The 16268-nt window shown below is 62.2% G+C and carries 13 protein-coding genes; 5 read left to right on the top strand and 8 right to left on the bottom strand.

Going from position 1 to position 16268, the window contains the following annotated elements:
- Positions 1-2: 2 nt before the first annotated feature.
- A complete protein-coding gene (hemL, locus tag ACSQ20_RS05115; protein ID WP_436018053.1) occupies positions 3-1292 on the bottom strand; it encodes a glutamate-1-semialdehyde 2,1-aminomutase in 1290 nt (429 codons plus the stop codon).
- 202 nt (positions 1293-1494) lie between these two features.
- Between hemL and ACSQ20_RS05120 the strand changes: the two genes are divergently transcribed.
- Positions 1495-2721: a Bcr/CflA family multidrug efflux MFS transporter gene (locus tag ACSQ20_RS05120; RefSeq protein ID WP_436018055.1), complete on the top strand. Its 1227-nt coding sequence runs from the start codon at positions 1495-1497 to the stop codon at positions 2719-2721.
- Between the two features lie 127 nt (positions 2722-2848).
- Here ACSQ20_RS05120 and ACSQ20_RS05125 read toward each other — a convergent pair whose 3' ends face one another.
- From ACSQ20_RS05125 to zwf, 4 genes are all read right to left on the bottom strand, one after another.
- A complete protein-coding gene (locus ACSQ20_RS05125) occupies positions 2849-4000 on the bottom strand; it encodes a porin (protein ID WP_436018057.1) in 1152 nt (383 codons plus the stop codon).
- A gap of 484 nt (positions 4001-4484) precedes the next feature.
- Entirely contained in the window at positions 4485-6410 is a 1926-nt protein-coding gene (locus ACSQ20_RS05130) for a bifunctional transcriptional regulator/glucokinase (RefSeq protein ID WP_436018059.1), read from the bottom strand.
- A complete protein-coding gene (pgl, locus tag ACSQ20_RS05135) occupies positions 6388-7080 on the bottom strand; it encodes a 6-phosphogluconolactonase (RefSeq protein WP_436018061.1) in 693 nt (230 codons plus the stop codon). The genes ACSQ20_RS05130 and pgl overlap by 23 nt, the downstream gene beginning before the upstream one ends.
- Before the next feature lie 94 nt (positions 7081-7174).
- A complete protein-coding gene (gene zwf, locus ACSQ20_RS05140; protein WP_436018063.1) occupies positions 7175-8635 on the bottom strand; it encodes a glucose-6-phosphate dehydrogenase in 1461 nt (486 codons plus the stop codon).
- 611 nt (positions 8636-9246) lie between these two features.
- Here zwf and ACSQ20_RS05145 point away from each other — a divergent pair.
- The 4 genes from ACSQ20_RS05145 (at position 9247) to ACSQ20_RS05160 (ending at position 13629) form a co-directional block, all read left to right on the top strand.
- Positions 9247-10491, top strand: a complete 1245-nt coding sequence (locus ACSQ20_RS05145) for an ABC transporter substrate-binding protein (RefSeq protein ID WP_436018065.1) — start codon at positions 9247-9249, stop codon at positions 10489-10491.
- A 131-nt stretch (positions 10492-10622) separates the two neighbouring features.
- The gene (locus ACSQ20_RS05150) at positions 10623-11564 is read left to right on the top strand and encodes a carbohydrate ABC transporter permease (RefSeq protein WP_436018067.1); all 942 of its coding nucleotides are present in this window, start codon (positions 10623-10625) and stop codon (positions 11562-11564) included.
- Entirely contained in the window at positions 11554-12411 is an 858-nt protein-coding gene (locus ACSQ20_RS05155) for a carbohydrate ABC transporter permease (RefSeq protein WP_436018069.1), read from the top strand. The genes ACSQ20_RS05150 and ACSQ20_RS05155 overlap by 11 nt, the downstream gene beginning before the upstream one ends.
- Positions 12412-12510: 99 nt before the next feature.
- Entirely contained in the window at positions 12511-13629 is a 1119-nt protein-coding gene (locus ACSQ20_RS05160; protein WP_436018071.1) for an ABC transporter ATP-binding protein, read from the top strand.
- A 9-nt stretch (positions 13630-13638) separates the two neighbouring features.
- On the opposite strand, the gene ACSQ20_RS05165 is transcribed toward ACSQ20_RS05160, so the two are convergent.
- The 3 genes from ACSQ20_RS05165 to trxB form a co-directional block, all read right to left on the bottom strand.
- Positions 13639-14259, bottom strand: coding sequence for a trimeric intracellular cation channel family protein (locus ACSQ20_RS05165; protein WP_436018073.1), 621 nt, complete (start codon positions 14257-14259; stop codon positions 13639-13641).
- Positions 14249-14953, bottom strand: coding sequence for a Smr/MutS family protein (locus tag ACSQ20_RS05170; protein ID WP_436018075.1), 705 nt, complete (start codon positions 14951-14953; stop codon positions 14249-14251). Before ACSQ20_RS05170 ends, ACSQ20_RS05165 begins: the two co-directional genes overlap by 11 nt.
- A gap of 99 nt (positions 14954-15052) precedes the next feature.
- A complete protein-coding gene (gene trxB, locus ACSQ20_RS05175; protein WP_436018077.1) occupies positions 15053-16048 on the bottom strand; it encodes a thioredoxin-disulfide reductase in 996 nt (331 codons plus the stop codon).
- Positions 16049-16268 lie beyond the last annotated feature (220 nt).

A 16268-nucleotide genomic window follows, 5' to 3' on the forward strand; every position in this document is an offset into this window, starting at 1 on the left:
CGTTACGAAGCGAGCGCGAGCGCGGTGAATGCACCGCGTGCCGCGTCGAGCGTTGCATCGATGACGGCGTCGTCATGCGTAATCGATACGAACCCAGCCTCATATGCCGACGGTGCGAAATGGACGCCCGCGTCCAGCATCTTGTGAAAGAACGCGTTGAAGCGCGGGACATTGCTTTGCGAGACATCGGCGAAGCTGGCCGGGACGCGTTCGGTGAAATAAATCCCGAGCATGCCGCCCAGCGCATCGGCACAAAACGGCACGCCAGCATCGCGCGCCACGGCGGCAAGCCCCGACGCGAGGCATGTCGTACGCTCGGCCAGGCGTTCGTAAAAACCGGGCGCCTGGATCAGTTGCAGCGTCTTGAGGCCGGCCGCGACGGCAATCGGATTGCCCGACAGCGTGCCCGCCTGATAGACGGCGCCTTCGGGCGCCAAGTGCGCCATGATGTCGCGGCGTCCGCCGAACGCCGCCGCCGGCATCCCGCCGCCGATCACTTTACCGAGGCAAGTCAAATCGGGCTCGATGCCGTAAAGCGCTTGCGCGCCGCCCAACGCAACGCGAAAGCCGCACATCACTTCGTCGAAGATCAGCACAGTGCCGTGCTTCGTGCAAAGCCGCCTGAGCGTTTGCAAAAAAGCCGCATTGCCGCGCACGAGATTCATATTGCCGGCTACCGGCTCGACGATGACGGCCGCAATTTCGTCGCCGAAGGCCGCGAAGGCGGCTTCGAGCCTTGGCGCATCGTTGTATTCGAGCACGGTCGTGTGCTTGGCAACATCGGGGGGCACGCCGGCGGAAGTAGGGTTGCCGAACGTCAGCAACCCCGAGCCGGCTTTGACGAGCAGACTGTCGGCATGTCCGTGGTAGCAGCCTTCGAATTTCACGATGCGGCTGCGGTTCGTGAAACCGCGCGCCAGGCGCAGCGCGCTCATGGTTGCCTCGGTGCCGCTCGAGACGAGCCGCACCTGCTCGATCGACGGCACCAGTTTGCGGATTTCCTCGGCAATCTCGATCTCGGCTTCGGTAGGCGCGCCGAACGAAAAGCCGTCGGCCAGCACGCGCTGCACGGCTTCCAGTACTTCCGGATGCACGTGACCGAGGATCATCGGACCCCAGGAACCGAGATAGTCGATGTAGCGTTTGCCCTCGGCATCCCAAAGATAGGGGCCTTGCGCGCGGGCGATGAAGCGCGGGGTGCCGCCGACCGAGCGGAACGCGCGCACGGGCGAGTTGACACCACCGGGAATGGAACGCTGAGCGCGTTCGAAAAGAGCTTGATTGCTGGGCATGGGAACGAGGGCTGCTTCGATGAAAGGCTGATGTGGCTGCGCGGGCGTTCGGAGCATCGGCGCGCAGCGCGGCCGGTGCCACGAATGGAATTGTACCGGAGCGGCGTATCAACACGCCGACCACACGCTGTTGCGTAGAATCTGCTCGTCGCGAGCCCTTTTTCTTATTTTCGATTTTGATCCGCTACCTTCGAGCCTCTGGATGACCCAAACCGTCAAACGACAACCCGACCTGCGGCTGATTCTCCTGCTCGGCGCGCTGGCGGCGTGCGGACCGATCGCGGTGGACATGTACCTGCCCTCGCTACCGTCGATCGCCCGCGTGTTCGGTGTGGTCGATGCCGCCGCACAGGCCACGCTCACAAGCTTCATGGCGGGCTTTTCGGTCGGCATGCTGCTCTATGGCCCGCTTTCCGACCGGTACGGCAGACGGCCGGTACTGCTCGGCGGGCTTGCCCTCTTTCTGCTCGCGAGCATTGCCTGCGCGAGCGCTGGCTCGATCGGCTGGCTCGTCGGCATGCGCTTTATCCAGGCGCTCGGCGCGGGCGCGGCATCTGTGATGGCGCGCGCGATCGCCCGCGATCTGCACGAACCGCGCGACGCCGCGCGCGTGCTGTCGATGATCGCGATCGTGACGAGCGTCGGGCCGCTTCTAGCGCCTCTCCTTGGCGGGCAATTGCTGCTGATCGGCGGGTGGCGTGTGGTTTTCGTCGTCCTGGCGATGTTCGGTACGCTTTGCCTCGGCCTCGCCGTTACACGCGTACGCGAATCCTGGCCGGCCGATAAACGCGCCGGCGCGGCCGTCTGGCATTCCTTTGCGGTGTATGGGCGGCTGTTGAGCGACCCTGTCGCGATCGGCCATCTGCTGTGCGGCGGCATGGCCTTCGCCTCGATGTTCGCCTACATTACCGCGACGCCGTTCGTCTACATCGACTACTTCCACGTCAAGCCCCAGCATTACGGCTTCTTTTTCGGGCTGAACATTGTCGGCATCATGTTCGGCAACTTTCTGAATACGCGTTTCATCGGCAGGTTCGGCTCGTTGCCGCTCGTTGCGGCGGCGTCGCTCGTGAGCTGCGTGGCCTCGTTTTTCGTCGCGCTGGTGTGTCTTACGGGCTGGGGCGGGCTGTGGTCGATTGTCGCGGGGCTTTTTTTCGTGGTCGGCGTGGTGGGGGTGCTGACAGCCAACTGCACGACCGACCTCATGCATCGTTATCCGCGCAATGCCGGAGCGGCCGCCGCGCTGTTCGGCGCCGCGCAGCTCGCGCTCGGTGCGCTCGCGAGCTTGATCGTCGGCGCGCTGCAAACGGGCACGCCGGCGGGAATGGGTATCTCGATTGCGGTAACGGGTGCGCTTTGCTTTGCAGGCCGCGCGATGGTGATTCGCTGGCATGCCTTGCCGGCGCGCGGCACGGCCATGCCGCGCTGACATGCTGTGCGCTTGCAAAAACGATAAAAAAAAAGCGCCGGCGATGCGGCGCTTTTCGAGGGTGCGACATGTCTCGCTGTCGTCCGGCGGGCCGAAACCCGGCCGGCGGGCGAGTTATTGCTGTGCTTTAGAACTTGTGGCGGATGCCGACGCGAGCGGCGACCTGGTTCGACGTCGACGATTCGCTGCCCGTGAGGCCATCATAGATGTCGGCCTTCGCGCTGCCACCTGACGCGTGCTGGTAGACACCCATCACATACACGTCGGTGCGCTTCGACAGACGGTAGTCGGCCATCAGGTTCACTTGGTGGTACTTCGGCTTCACGCCCGAGAACGCATCCTTGCCGTTCGTGAACGTGTAGCCAAGGCCCAGCGTGGTAGCCGGCGTGAAGCTGTATTGGCCCCACAACTCGTAGTTGTTGAACCACACGTGATCTCCCGAACCGCCCGGCAACGCACCTTGATTGGCATTGTCAAAGCGCACGTTCGTGAAGCTCGCGCCGAACAGCGCCGCGCCGAGCGCGTAGCTGCCGCCGAAGCCGATCGTCTGCATGCTGCCGGGCTTGCCGACATAGCCGAACGCGCCATGGCCGTTCGAGCTGCCGACAGTCGGTGCGTTCGTGACGAAGTTGCCGTCGTCGAATTGCGTCGACGGGTTCTTCGCGAAGAAGTACGCGCCGCCGAGGTACAACGGGCCGTTCGTGTAGCTGAGGCCGCCTGCGACCGTGCTGCTCTGGCCGAACGCGCCGGCCACGCCGCCGAACGCGTACATCGCTTCGGCCTTCAAGCCGGATAGCGTGGGCGACACATACTTGACCGTATTGTTGACGCGAAAGCCGTTGTCCGAGTTGTCGATGTCGCTCGGATGCGAGAACAGCGCGCCCCACTGGCCGTTGAACGTCGTCGGCTGGACCATGTCGACGAGTGAGTCGTATTGGCGGCCGAGCGTCAGGGTACCGAGGGAGTCGTTCGTCAAGCCGACATAGGCTTGGCGGCCGAACTCCCGGCCGCCTTGGGCGAGCCTGCCGTTGAATACGTTAAAGCCGTTTTCCAATTGGAAGATGGCCTTGGTGCCGCCACCGAGATCCTCGACACCCTTCATGCCCCAGCGGCTGCCCTGCAAGACGCCGCTTTGCGCTTGCCACAGCGAGTGACCACCCGAATTGTTCGTGTAGGTAATGCCGGCATCGATGATGCCGTACAGCGTCACGCTGTTTTGCGCGAATGCCGGTGCCGCGAAGGCGCCTGTCACTGCGAGCGCGATGAGCGATTTTTTCATCAAATGGTCTCCGAGACGTTGAACTACAAAGTGAGCACCCGGGGTGGTGAGTGCAGCGGACACCCGCATCTCATGAACGCGAATGGGTTCCCGCCGCGGGTCCGGCTGTGGACGGAAATACTAGGCATCTCAAATTGGCCCACTCATTAGTACAAATCCCAGTTGTTACCGATTATTGCGATTTTTGAAAGAGGCTATTGCGATATGAGCCTTGCGCGGAGCCGCGCCGGCATTGGGTTTCGATCGCAGCGGACGCTTAAATACGAGATGCGCCTGTTGTCGCCGCGCGACGCGGGCGGGCCGCGAGTTGTTGCGCAAACGTTGAAAAAAGCAGACAGGACGGGTCTTTTTGCCCAAGCTTGGGGCAAACATGTTGCGCGCTGCAGCGAAAACGAGGGCCGAACGGCGCATTGCGCGTTATTCGTCCGATGAGAAAAGGCCCACCTTGCCGGTGGCAGGGTGGGCCTTTCGGGTCGAGCGGAGGTTAATCGGTCGCTGAGGACGCCGCGCCGTGGCTGAGCCAATCGAGCACGGCCGCAGCTTCGTCGGTGCTTGTCGAGCGCGCTTTGGCGACGGCTTGCGCGACCTCGGGCGTCGGCACGGCTCGGCGAATGGCCACGCCCACCGCCAGGATGTCGATCATGACGAGATGCAGGATGCGCGAGATCATCGACAACTGCGATTCGCGAATCTCGATGTGATCGGTCTCGAGCGCTACGGTTGCGCGTTTGGCAAGCGGCGTATTGCTCGATGTGATGGCAATCACTTGCGCGCCGGCTTGCATCGCGACATCGAGCACGCGCAAAAGCTCGGGCGCCCGCCCGGACTTCGATACCGCGACAATGATATCGCCCTTGCCGAGCAGCGCGGCCGATGCCGCCTGCATGTAGAGATCGCCGTAGGCGATGGTGGGAATGCCGAAGCGGAAGAATTTGTAGTGCGCGTCTTGCGCAACGATATTCGAGTTGCCGAGGCCGTAGAATTCGATGCGCCTTGCGCTGTTGAGCAGATCGATCGCCCGCTCGACGTGTTCGAAGTTCAGATGCTCGCGCAGTTGCAGGATTGCCGAGACGGTGTTGTCCAGTACTTTGGCACCGAAGTCCGTTGCCGTATCGCCGAGATGGACCTGGCTGTGGCTTACGGGAATGGTGCCCGTGAGCCCCGTGGCGAGCTTGAGTTTGAAGTCGGACAGGCCTTGGCAGCCGAGCGAACGGCAAAAGCGGATCACGGTCGGCTGGCTGACGTCGGCTTTGCGTGCAATGTCGACGATCGGATCGCTGATGATCGAGCGCGGATGGTTCAGCGCGAGATCGGCGACGCGCCGTTCCGCCGGCGTGAGCGCGTCGCGCATCTGGCGAATCCGTTCGAATACCGCCGAGGAACCACTGCCGGCGCGGTTCGACAACTGCTCGGCGAGAATTGCCGAGACGCCTAAAAACGCGGGGTAATCAGCCGTGATGACATAGGTCGGCACATTCGCGAGGTACGCTTCGAAGCGGCCTTTCGCCTCGAAGCGCTGTCGGAACGACGAATGCGCGAAGAACTCGCCGAGCTTCGGCACCACGCCGCCGCCGATATAAATACCGCCGAGCGCGCCGAGCGTCACCGCGATATTGCCGGCAAACGTGCCGAGGATGCCGCAAAAGCAGTCGACGGCCTCTTGCGCCAGCGGCTCGCCTTCGATGAGTGCGCGGCTGACGACTTCGGCGGGATCCACCGTCGTCGGCACGCGTTTTTTGTCACGTGCCGCGAGTGCGCGGTAGACGAGCTCGATGCCGGGCCCGGCCGCGACGCGTTCGAACGACACATGCGACCACTTCTTGCGCGCGTACTGCAGCACGAGGTCTTCGCGCTCGTCGGACGGCGCAAAGCTGGCATGACCGCCTTCGCTGCCGAGCGCGATCCATCGGTCATCGGCGGGAATGAGCCCCGAGACGCCAAGGCCTGTGCCCGGACCGAGCAGCCCGATCACGCTGTTTTGACGCCGCATGCCGCCGCCAACCTGCACGCGCTGCGCGTCGGTGAGGCCGGGCAGCGCCATCGCCAGCGCCGTAAAGTCGTTGACGACAAGCAGCGTGTCGAAGCCGAGCGCGCGCCGCGTGGCCTCGATCGAGAACGACCAGTTGTGGTTCGTCATACTGACCTGGTCGCCGTCGACGGGGTTCGCAATCGCGATGGCCGCATGGTTCGCATGGCCGACCTTGGTATCCAACAGATACTGCTTGAGGACGTCTTCGACGCTCGGATAGTCCGCGCATGGATAGACGCGGATCTGCGTGATTTCACCCGGACCCGTTTCGAGCGCGAAGCGCGCATTGGTGCCGCCGATATCGGCCAACAGCCTCGGGCCGTCGGCGTGCTGACGGGTGCCGGAAATAGTGATCACTTTAGTTTGCACACCAGTAGACATCTAGTCTGACTCCCTTGTCGTTCGCCAGCTTCGAGATGGCGTTTTCTTGTGCGGCGGAGGCGGCCGCCTTGAGGACGTCGAGTTTGCGCGGGCCCGCGATGAGCAGATAGAGGCGCTCGATTTGCGTGAGCGCGGCAAGCGAGAAGCTCACGCGTGCGTGCGGCGCGGCACCGGGATGCACGGCGACGAAACGCGGTGCGCCCGGTGCGGTTATCCCAGCCCATTCCGGTGCGTCGGCAAACAGCGACGCCGTGTGGCCGTCCTCGCCCATGCCAAGGACTGCCACGCGCGGCAATTCGCGCTCGACATCCGCGTTCAACGCGGCAACGTTTGCCTCGAGTGCCATGCCGACATCGACGAGCGGCAAAAAGCGCGCGGCTTGCGCGACGTCTTGCAACAGCGCCTCGCGCACGAGCTGTGCGTTGCTGGCGGCATCGGTTTCGGGCACCCAGCGGTCGTCGACGAGCGTGACGTCGACGCGCCGCCAATCAACCGGCTCTTTGGCGAGCGCTTGCAGGAACGGGCGTGGGCTCGTGCCGCCGGACACCGCGAGCGTCGTACGCCAGGCGGTGCCGGATGCGGCGAGCGACGCATTGAGCGCGTCGCTGACCGCTTTCGCCAGCGCGCCGGCTTGGGCACGCGGGTCGTCAAAAGCGTGAAGCTCGATCACTTCTCCTCCAGAGCAGCTTTTTGTGTACCGCAATAGACTCGTTCGACGCGGCGCGAGCACACGCGCGCGTGATTGCAACGCATGCGTCGACGCCTTAGTTCTCTTCTTCGAGCCAACACGTGCCGTGCTGCGCGAGCATCGCGCTCGCAGCGGCCGGCCCCCAGGTGCCCGAGGCGTAGGGCTTGGGCGGCTTGTTCGTGCTCGCCCATTCGTTGAGGATCGGCTCGACCCAGCGCCACGCCGATTCCTGCTCGTCGCGTCGCACGAAAAGCGCGAGCCGCCCGTTGATCACATCGAGCAAGAGCCGCTGGTAAGCCTCCATTTGTCCTTCCTTGAAGAACTGATCGAAGGCGAGGTCCAGGTGCACGCTGGCCAGATTCATGCCTTCGCCGGGCTGCTTGGCAAGACAGTAAAGGCGGATCGATTCGTTTGGCTGCAGCCGAATGACGAGGCGGTTCGCGCCCGCGCGCAGCGCCGGGGCACCGAGTGCGGAGTGAGGCACAGGCCGGAAGTTGACGACGATTTCCGCCACCCGATCGGCGAGCCGCTTGCCCGTGCGCAGGAAGAACGGCACGCCGGCCCAACGCCAGTTTTCGATTTCGACTTTGAGCGCGACGAACGTCTCGGTCGTGCTTTGCGACTTGACGCCATGCTCGGTGGCGTAAGCCGGCACCGATGTGCCCTTGATGACGCCGGCATGATATTGCCCGCGCACGGCCACCTTGCTGATGTCGCGCGTATCGATCGGCTTTAACGCGCGCAGCACGCGCAGCTTTTCGTCACGCACGGAGTCCGAATCCATCGAATGCGGCGGCTCCATCGCGACGATCGAAAGCAGCTGCAGCAAGTGGTTTTGCACCATGTCGCGCAGCGCACCGGTGTTGTCGTAGAAGTCGCCGCGTCCTTCGACACCGAGTTCCTCGGCAATCGTGATCTGAATGCTTTCGACCCAGTCGCGGCGCCACAGCGGCTCGAACAGCGCGTTGCCGAAGCGCAGCGCGAGCAGGTTTTGCACGGGCTCTTTGCCGAGATAGTGATCGATCCGGTAGATCTGCTCTTCCGTGAAGATCTCGCCGACCGCGTCGTTGATCGCATTCGACGAGCGCAGATCGTAGCCGAGCGGCTTTTCGAGCACGATGCGGGCGTTTTCATTGAGGCCGACCGCTGCCAGTGCGCGGCAGATCGGCACGAACAACGACGGCCCGGTTGCGAGATAGAAGACGCGGATACCGGCATGGCCGTCGAGCGCCTCGCGCAGCAACACGAAATCTTCGGGCTTGCCGAGGTCGAGCTTCACATAGGCGATGCGCTCGAGAAAGCGCTGCCAGACGCTCTCGTCGAAGTCGGTCTTGGCGACGTGCGCCTTGACGTTTTTGTTGGCCCATTCGATGTAGCCGTCGCGATCGGCCGCATGTCGCGCGACGGCGACAATCCTGCCGTGTTCCGACAGCATGCCTGCACGATGGGCTTCATAGAGCGCCGGGAGGATCTTTCGCATCGACAGGTCGCCAGTCCCGCCAAAGAGAACGAAGGTAAAGCCTGAGTCGATTTGCATGAGTCGTGAACCGAAGGTCAAAGGTTGCGGAGCGCGGACCGGGAACAGGTTGCGTCGGGAACGGTTGCGGGGTCGGGGCTGGTCATTTGTCTGCGGTGAATCGTCTCCGTTTTTAGCCGTTTGCGCACCGACCTCCGAGAAGGCGTTCGATGCAGATCTAGTTGGGTGTGTAGCGCGATAAAAATATTTTTGACACTGAATTGTAGTTTAACTACAATTCAAATCAAGAGGTAACGTTGATTCGATGCAAAAAGCGTCCGCCGGGCAACGGTGGCGGGCACCGCAGACAAATGCGGGGCGCGAATCGGCGTCGGGGTTTGTGCCGCGCGCTGCATCTTAGCGCCAAGGGCAGTCCGTTTCGCCTCCGCGAGCCTGGCCGTGCGATGCGGACCGGGCCGAATCAAAAACAGGAGACAGTCGTTGAGTTCCGAATCACTCATTTCCTGATAGAGCCTTGCGGCCGGGCATGCGGCCCGTTGGTGCCGTTGTTGCATAGGGCGCCCAGGCTCGGTCCATCCAGTGTTGTTCTGTTTGACCAACCACCGTTCCCCGGCAAGTCGATCAAGCGGGGAGCAATCGTTTCTTGTTCAGGTGTCTGGAGGAGATAAAGAATGAAAGTTCGCGCGATCATGGCTGCGCTGTGTGCCACGGGGCTGATGTCCGCAGTGTCGGCGCAGGCGGCCGAATCCGTCGAGGTGCTGCATTGGTGGACGTCGGGCGGCGAATCGAAAGCCGTCGGCGTGCTGAAAGACGACATGACGAAGCAGGGCTATACCTGGAAGGACTTCGCAGTCGCAGGCGGCGCCGGCGCGGCGGCAATGACCGCGCTCAAGACGCAGGTCATTTCGGGCAACGCCCCGACGGCCGCGCAAATCAAGGGGCCGTTGATCCAGGAGTGGGCGCAGCAGGATGTGCTCGTGAACATCGATGCCGCCGCCGGTGACTGGAAGAAGAATCTTCCGCCGGAAATCGACAAGATCATCCATGCCGATGGCCACTATGTGGCAGCGCCGTTCTCGGTGCATCGCGTGAACTGGCTCTACATCAACAAGGCCGCGCTCGATAAGGCAGGCGGCAAAGTGCCGACGACGTGGCCTGAGTTTTTCAAGGTCGCTGACCAAATGAAAGCGGCCGGCATCGAGCCGATCGCGATGGGCGGCCAGCCGTGGCAAGACCTGACGCTCTGGGAAGACGTCGTACTGTCGCAAGGCTCGGACTTTTACAAGAAGGCGATCGTCGATCTCGACCAGAAAACGCTCACGTCGCCGCAGATGATCGGTGTGTTCGACACGGTGCGCAAGATCCAGGGCTACTTCGACAAGGGCCGCACGGGCCGCGACTGGAACCTTGCCACCGCGATGGTCATCAACAACAAGGCGGGCATGCAGTTTATGGGCGACTGGGCCAAGGGCGAGTTCGCGAATGCCGGTAAGAAGTCGGGCACGGACTATATCTGCGCTGCTGTCCCGGGTACGGAGAAGGCCTACACGTTCAACGTCGATTCGTTCGTGTTCTTCCAGCAAAAAGGCCAGAAGAGCGCAACGCCGGGGCAGCTTGCCATGGCGAAGACGATCATGAGCCCGGCGTTCCAAGAGCAATTCAGCTTGAACAAGGGCTCGATTCCGGTGCGCCTCGGCGTGTCGATGGCCAAGTTCGACGATTGCGCGAAGAAGTCGTACGCGGATGAGCAAACGGCCATCAAGTCGGGTGGCTACGTGCCGTCGCTGGCGCATGGCATGGCGCAGTCGGACGCGGTCGCCGGTGCGATCACCGACGTCGTGACGAAGTTCATGAACTCGCAGCAATCGTCGGCTGACGCCGTCAAAGCGCTCGCGGCTGCGGCCAAGACGAAGTAAGCAAAGCCCCTCTGGCCCGGCGGCGCGCGCATTCGCGCGCCGCCGGGCTCGCAACTACGCCGGTCGCCTCGCGCCCCGATGCATCGCTGGGGCGCGAGATGCACACGGCAGGCAAGATTAGGAGTCGAGTAGTGGCTGCCTCTCTTAGCGGCAAAGGCAATAAGGTGATACCTGTGCGCCAACGCACGTCGGCATTCTCAGCGCTCGCTGATCAGTGGGTTCCGAAGCTCGTGCTTGCACCGAGCGTGTTGATCAGTCTGATCTTCATCTACGGCTTTATCGTCGTGACCGGTTATCTGTCGCTGTCGAAATCGCGCCTGATGCCGAACTACACGTTCGCCGGCTTCGACCGCTACACCGAGCTTTTCAACAACGATGTCTGGTGGACGTCCGCGAAGAATCTCGGCTGGTTCGGTATTCCGTTTATCGGCATTTGCGTCGGGCTCGGTCTTTTTCTGGCGATCCTGCTTGATCAGAAGATCCGTAACGAAGGCGCACTGCGCGCGGTTTTTCTCTATCCGATGGCGTTGTCGTTCATCGTCACGGGCACGGCATGGCAATGGATTCTCAGCCCAGGTCTCGGCCTCGAGAAAGTGATGCACGACTGGGGCTTCGCGGGCTTCTCGTTCAATTGGCTGGGCGACCCTGACAAAGCGATCTTTTGCATTGTGATCGCGGCTGTCTGGCAATCGACGGGCTTCGTGATGGCGCTGTTTCTGGCTGGCTTGCGCGGCGTGGATGCGGAAATTTTCAAAGCCGCTCAAGTCGACGGTGCGACATTGCCCACCATCTATCGCAAGATCGTGATTCCGAGCATGCGTCCGGTGTTTTTCTCCGTGCTGCTGATTCTCTGCCATATCGCGATCAAAACCTTCGACCTCGTGGTGGCGCTGACCGCCGGGGGGCCGGGTACGTCGTCGTCGTTGCCGGCCATCTTCATGTACACGTTTTCCTTCAATCGCGGGCAACTGGGTGTCGGCGCGGCGTCGTCGATCATGATGCTCGTCACCGTCGTGGCCGTGCTCGTGCCGCTCATGTATATGGAATCGAGGAGCACCCGCAATGCAGCCTAAGATGACGATCAGCCGTGCCGTCATTTACGCGGCCCTTTTGCTGTTTGCGCTTTATTTCCTATTCCCGATTTACGTCATGCTCTCGACGTCGTTCAAAGACATCGACGAGCTGCGTACGGGTAACCTGCTCACGCCGCCTTCGCACTGGACCTTTGCACCGTGGGTGAAGGCATGGAGCGAGGCATGTACGGGCGTGCGCTGCGAGGGCATGCAGCCTTTCTTCATGAACTCGATCCGCATGGTCATTCCGGCCGTGCTGATCTCGTCGATCGTTGGCGCGTTCAATGGCTATGTGCTCACGCATTGGCGCTTTCGCGGTGCCGATGGGCTGTTCACGATGCTGCTCGTCGGCTGTTTCATCCCATTTCAGACAATCCTGTTGCCGATGGCGCGCCTGCTCGGCGTCGTCGGTATCTCCAATACGATCAGCGGGCTCGTGTTCGTGCACGTGGTGTATGGGATTGCCTTCACGACGATGTTCTTTCGCAACTTCTACGTGAGCGTGCCGGCTGAGCTTGTCAAAGCCGCGCGTATCGACGGCGCCGGCTTCTTCACGATCTTCACGCGCATTTTGCTGCCCGTTTCGCTGCCCATTTTTATGGTGTGCGTCATTTGGCAGTTCACGCAGATCTGGAACGACTTCCTGTTCGGCATCGTGTTCTCGGGCGTCGATTCGATGCCGATTACCGTGGCGCTCAACAACCTGGTCAATACGTCGACGGGCGTGAAGGAATACAACGTGGACATGGCCGGCGCGATCATCGCTGCGTTGCCGACGCTGCTCGTCTACATGATCGCCGGGCGCTATTTCGTGCGCGGGCTGACCGCCGGTGCGGTCAAGGGCTGACGCGTGCCGATGTCACGCAACGCAACGCAACGCAACGGACCGTAACGCAACGCAACGTAACGCAGATTCGCAAGCTGCACTGATTAAAGGATTTTCAGCATGGCAAGCCTTTCCATCCGCGACGTATACAAGACTTACCCGAACGGCGTTCCCGTGTTGAAGGGCGTCGATATCGAGATCGAAGACGGCCAGTTTCTGATTTTGGTGGGCGGCTCGGGTTGCGGGAAGTCGACGCTGCTCAACATGATCGCCGGCTTGGAGACGGTCACGAAGGGCGAGATCCGCATCGACGACAAGGTCGTGAACAATCTCTCGCCGAAGGACCGCGACATTGCAATGGTGTTTCAGTCCTACGCGCTTTATCCGTCGATGACGGTGCGCGAGAACATCTCGTTCGGCTTGAACATCCGCAAGGTGCCGAAGCGCGAGCAGGCGCAAATCGTCGAACGCGTCTCGCAGATGCTGCAAATCGATCATCTGCTCGATCGCAAGCCCGGCCAGCTTTCAGGTGGCCAGCGCCAACGCGTGGCGATGGGCCGTGCGCTCGCACGCGACCCGGTCATGTTCCTGTTCGACGAGCCGCTTTCGAACCTCGATGCCAAATTGCGCATTGAAATGCGCTCCGAAATCAAGCTGCTGCACCAGCGCCTTGGCACGACGATCGTTTATGTGACGCATGATCAGATTGAGGCGATGACGCTCGGCGACCGCATCGCGGTCATGAAAGACGGCGTCGTGCAGCAGTTCGGGGCGCCGCAGGAAATTTACGATTCGCCCTCGAACCTCTTCGTGGCCGGCTTTATCGGCGCGCCGCCGATGAACTTCATCGAAGGCAAGTTGGTGGAGCAGGGTGCGGGCGTCGGTATCGAAATCGATACGGGCGTGACGCGTGGCGTGCTGAATTTGCCGTTCGAGGCTCCGCGCGTGAACGGTTCGCTCGGCCGGAATGTCATTCTCGGTTTGCGCCCGGAGCGCATCACCGATGCACGCAGCGCCCATAACGGCGATGGCAAGAGCTTGCAGCCGATCGAACTGAAAGTCGACGTGATCGAGCCGACCGGCCCCGATACGCTCGTGTTTGCGCAAGTCAATGGCAAGCGAGCCGTGAGCCGCGTGCATCCGGCCTCGAGCCCGCAACCGCAGCAGAACATGACGTTGCTGTTCGATGTGTCGAAGGCTGTGCTGTTCGATCCATCCACCGAAGCGCGCATCGCCTGATGTTGCTAGCTAGTGCGGCAAGCGTACGTCGAGTTTGAACGTCACGAGACGCGCGACGAGGATGAAAGCCGTCGCGATCGACACGCTGTAGACAGAATCCACGTCGAGCCGCACGAGCAGCAGATACAAGCCGCAGCCTGCAAAGGCGCAGGTTGCGTAAGGATGCGAGTCGCGCAGCACGAGCGGCACCTCGTTGCAGAGCACATCGCGCAAGATGCCGCCGAACACACCTGTCATCACACCCATCAGCGCTGCGATGAACCCGGGCATGCCGGCTTCGAGTGCGATCGACGTGCCTGAAATGCTGAACAGGCCGAGCCCGATCGCGTCGGCAACGAGCAACGCGCGTTCGGAAAATACGCGCGACGCCATGCGCAGCGTGAACGGTGCGAAAAGCGATAGCGCGAAAATGGCGATGACGTAGCTTTCGTGCTCCACCCAATAGAACGGCCGACGCCCGAGCAGCACGTCGCGCACGGTGCCGCCGCCGAAGGCCGTGACGAGCGCCACCATAAACGTGCCGACGGCGTCGAGCCGGCGCTTGCGTGCCTCGATGAAGCCCGACACCGCGTAAGCGAAAATCGCGAGTGCCTCGATGACGGCGAGCGCGAACGTCAGCCTAGGGTGCATGGCGCGGGCCGGCTGGCTGCAACAGAACGAGTACTGCGCCTGCGCCGCCATCGTTCGGTCGAGCCTGACAAAACGCAATGACTTCGGTTTTCTGCACGAGCCAGGCGCGGACTTTGCCCTTGAGCACCGGTTCCTTGCCGATCGAGCCCAATCCCTTGCCGTGAATCACGCGTACGCAGCGCAAACCGCGTTTGACCGCCTCGCGGATGAACGCGGCGAGCGCTTCGCGTGCTTCGTCACGCCGCATGCCGTGCAAATCGAGCTGCGACTGGACGATCCAGTGACCTCGTCGCAGCTTTCGCACGACTTCCTGACCGATGCCGGCGCGGCAATAAAAGAGCGTCTCATCGGTATCGAGCAGCACTTCGGGATCGAATTCATCGGAAATCGCTTCGGCGAGCACGGCTTTTTCGTCGCGTTCTGTTTGCAGCGGCAGTGCGGGAGGCGGCTTCGAACCGTGCATCGCGCGTGGCGCGGTTTTGAGCGGCGCCACGTCGCCGATTTCGCGACGAAAGAGTTCGGCTTCGACTGCGGCTTCACGAGCAGCCTTGGCCGCGGCGATACGTTCCCGTTCGCGTTCGGCGGCGCTTTCCTTCAACGTGTCGCGCAATGCCGCGAGGTCGGTTACCCGTGCGCCGCGTGTCGGGCGTCCGACGTCTTTCAGGCCGTCTGGACGGAGTCGGTTTTTTGCCATGACGGTGTTCTCTACGGCAATCAGGGGCCGCGCGGGATGTTCACCGGCCCGCGTCGATGAGGCCGCACTGAGCTTCCTCAGTGCCGCCCTTAGCCTTATTTAGCGGTCGGCCTCGTGACTCATCACATGTTCCTGCTGCACCTCGTGGATGCTTTCCAGGTAGCGCTGCGCGTCGAGCGCCGCCATGCAGCCCGTCCCCGCGCTGGTGATCGCTTGCCGGTAGATATGGTCTTGCACGTCGCCGGCGGCGAACACGCCTGGCACGCTCGTGGCGGTCGCGTTGCCGTTCAGGCCGCCGTTCGTGATGATGTAGCCGTTCTTCATCTCGAGTTGATCGGCGAAGATGTCGGTATTCGGCTTATGGCCGATGGCGATGAAAACACCTTGCAGCGCCAGGTCAGCCGTGGCGCCCGTTTGCGTGTGCTTGATCCGCACGCCCGTGACGCCGGAATCATCGCCGGTCACCTCTTCGAGCACGTGGTTCCACTTGATTTCGACGACGCCTTCCTTTTCTTTTGCGAGCAGCCGGTCGATCAGGATCGGCTCGGCGCGGAATTTATCGCGTCGGTGAATGACGGTGACCTTGCTCGCGATGCCGGCCAGGTAGAGCGCCTCTTCGACAGCCGTATTGCCGCCGCCGACAACCGCCACATGCTGCTGCTTGTAGAAAAAGCCGTCGCAGGTGGCGCAGGCGGACACACCGCGCCCCGAAAACGCTTCTTCCGACGGCAGCCCGAGATACTGCGCCGACGCGCCCGTGGCAATGATCAGCGAGTCGCAGGTGTACTCGCCCGCATCGCCGATCAGGCGCATCGGCTTTTCGTTCAGCTTCGCGGTATGGATGTGATCGAAGACGATTTCAGTGTTGAAGCGCTCAGCATGGTCGAGAAAACGCTGCATCAGTTCAGGCCCTTGCACGCCGTTGGCATCGGCCGGCCAGTTTTCGACGTCAGTCGTGGTCATCAATTGGCCGCCTTGCGCGAGCCCGGTGACGAGCACCGGCGAAAGGTTGGCGCGCGCCGCATAGACGGCGGCCGTATAGCCGGCGGGGCCGGAACCGAGGATCAGCACTTTGGCGTGTTTGCGGGTGGACATGAGGCGAGAATCCGTAAGATGGCTATAGCCTGAAATGGGGCGTACCCGGGCATTATAAAGGGGCGCCCCGTCTGTTGCCGCTTGGGGATTTTCAATCGACGCGATAGTGCGCTGGGCCGCGGGCGCAGCCGTTACCGTCATTTACAGCCCGGCGCGCGACGCAGCGTTTACAATAGGCCGGATCGAACGATCGGCGCGCGGGTCTTGCACGGTGCGCCGG

This window comes from Trinickia sp. LjRoot230 (genome assembly GCF_964253315.1).
Taxonomy (GTDB): Bacteria; Pseudomonadota; Gammaproteobacteria; order Burkholderiales; family Burkholderiaceae; genus Trinickia.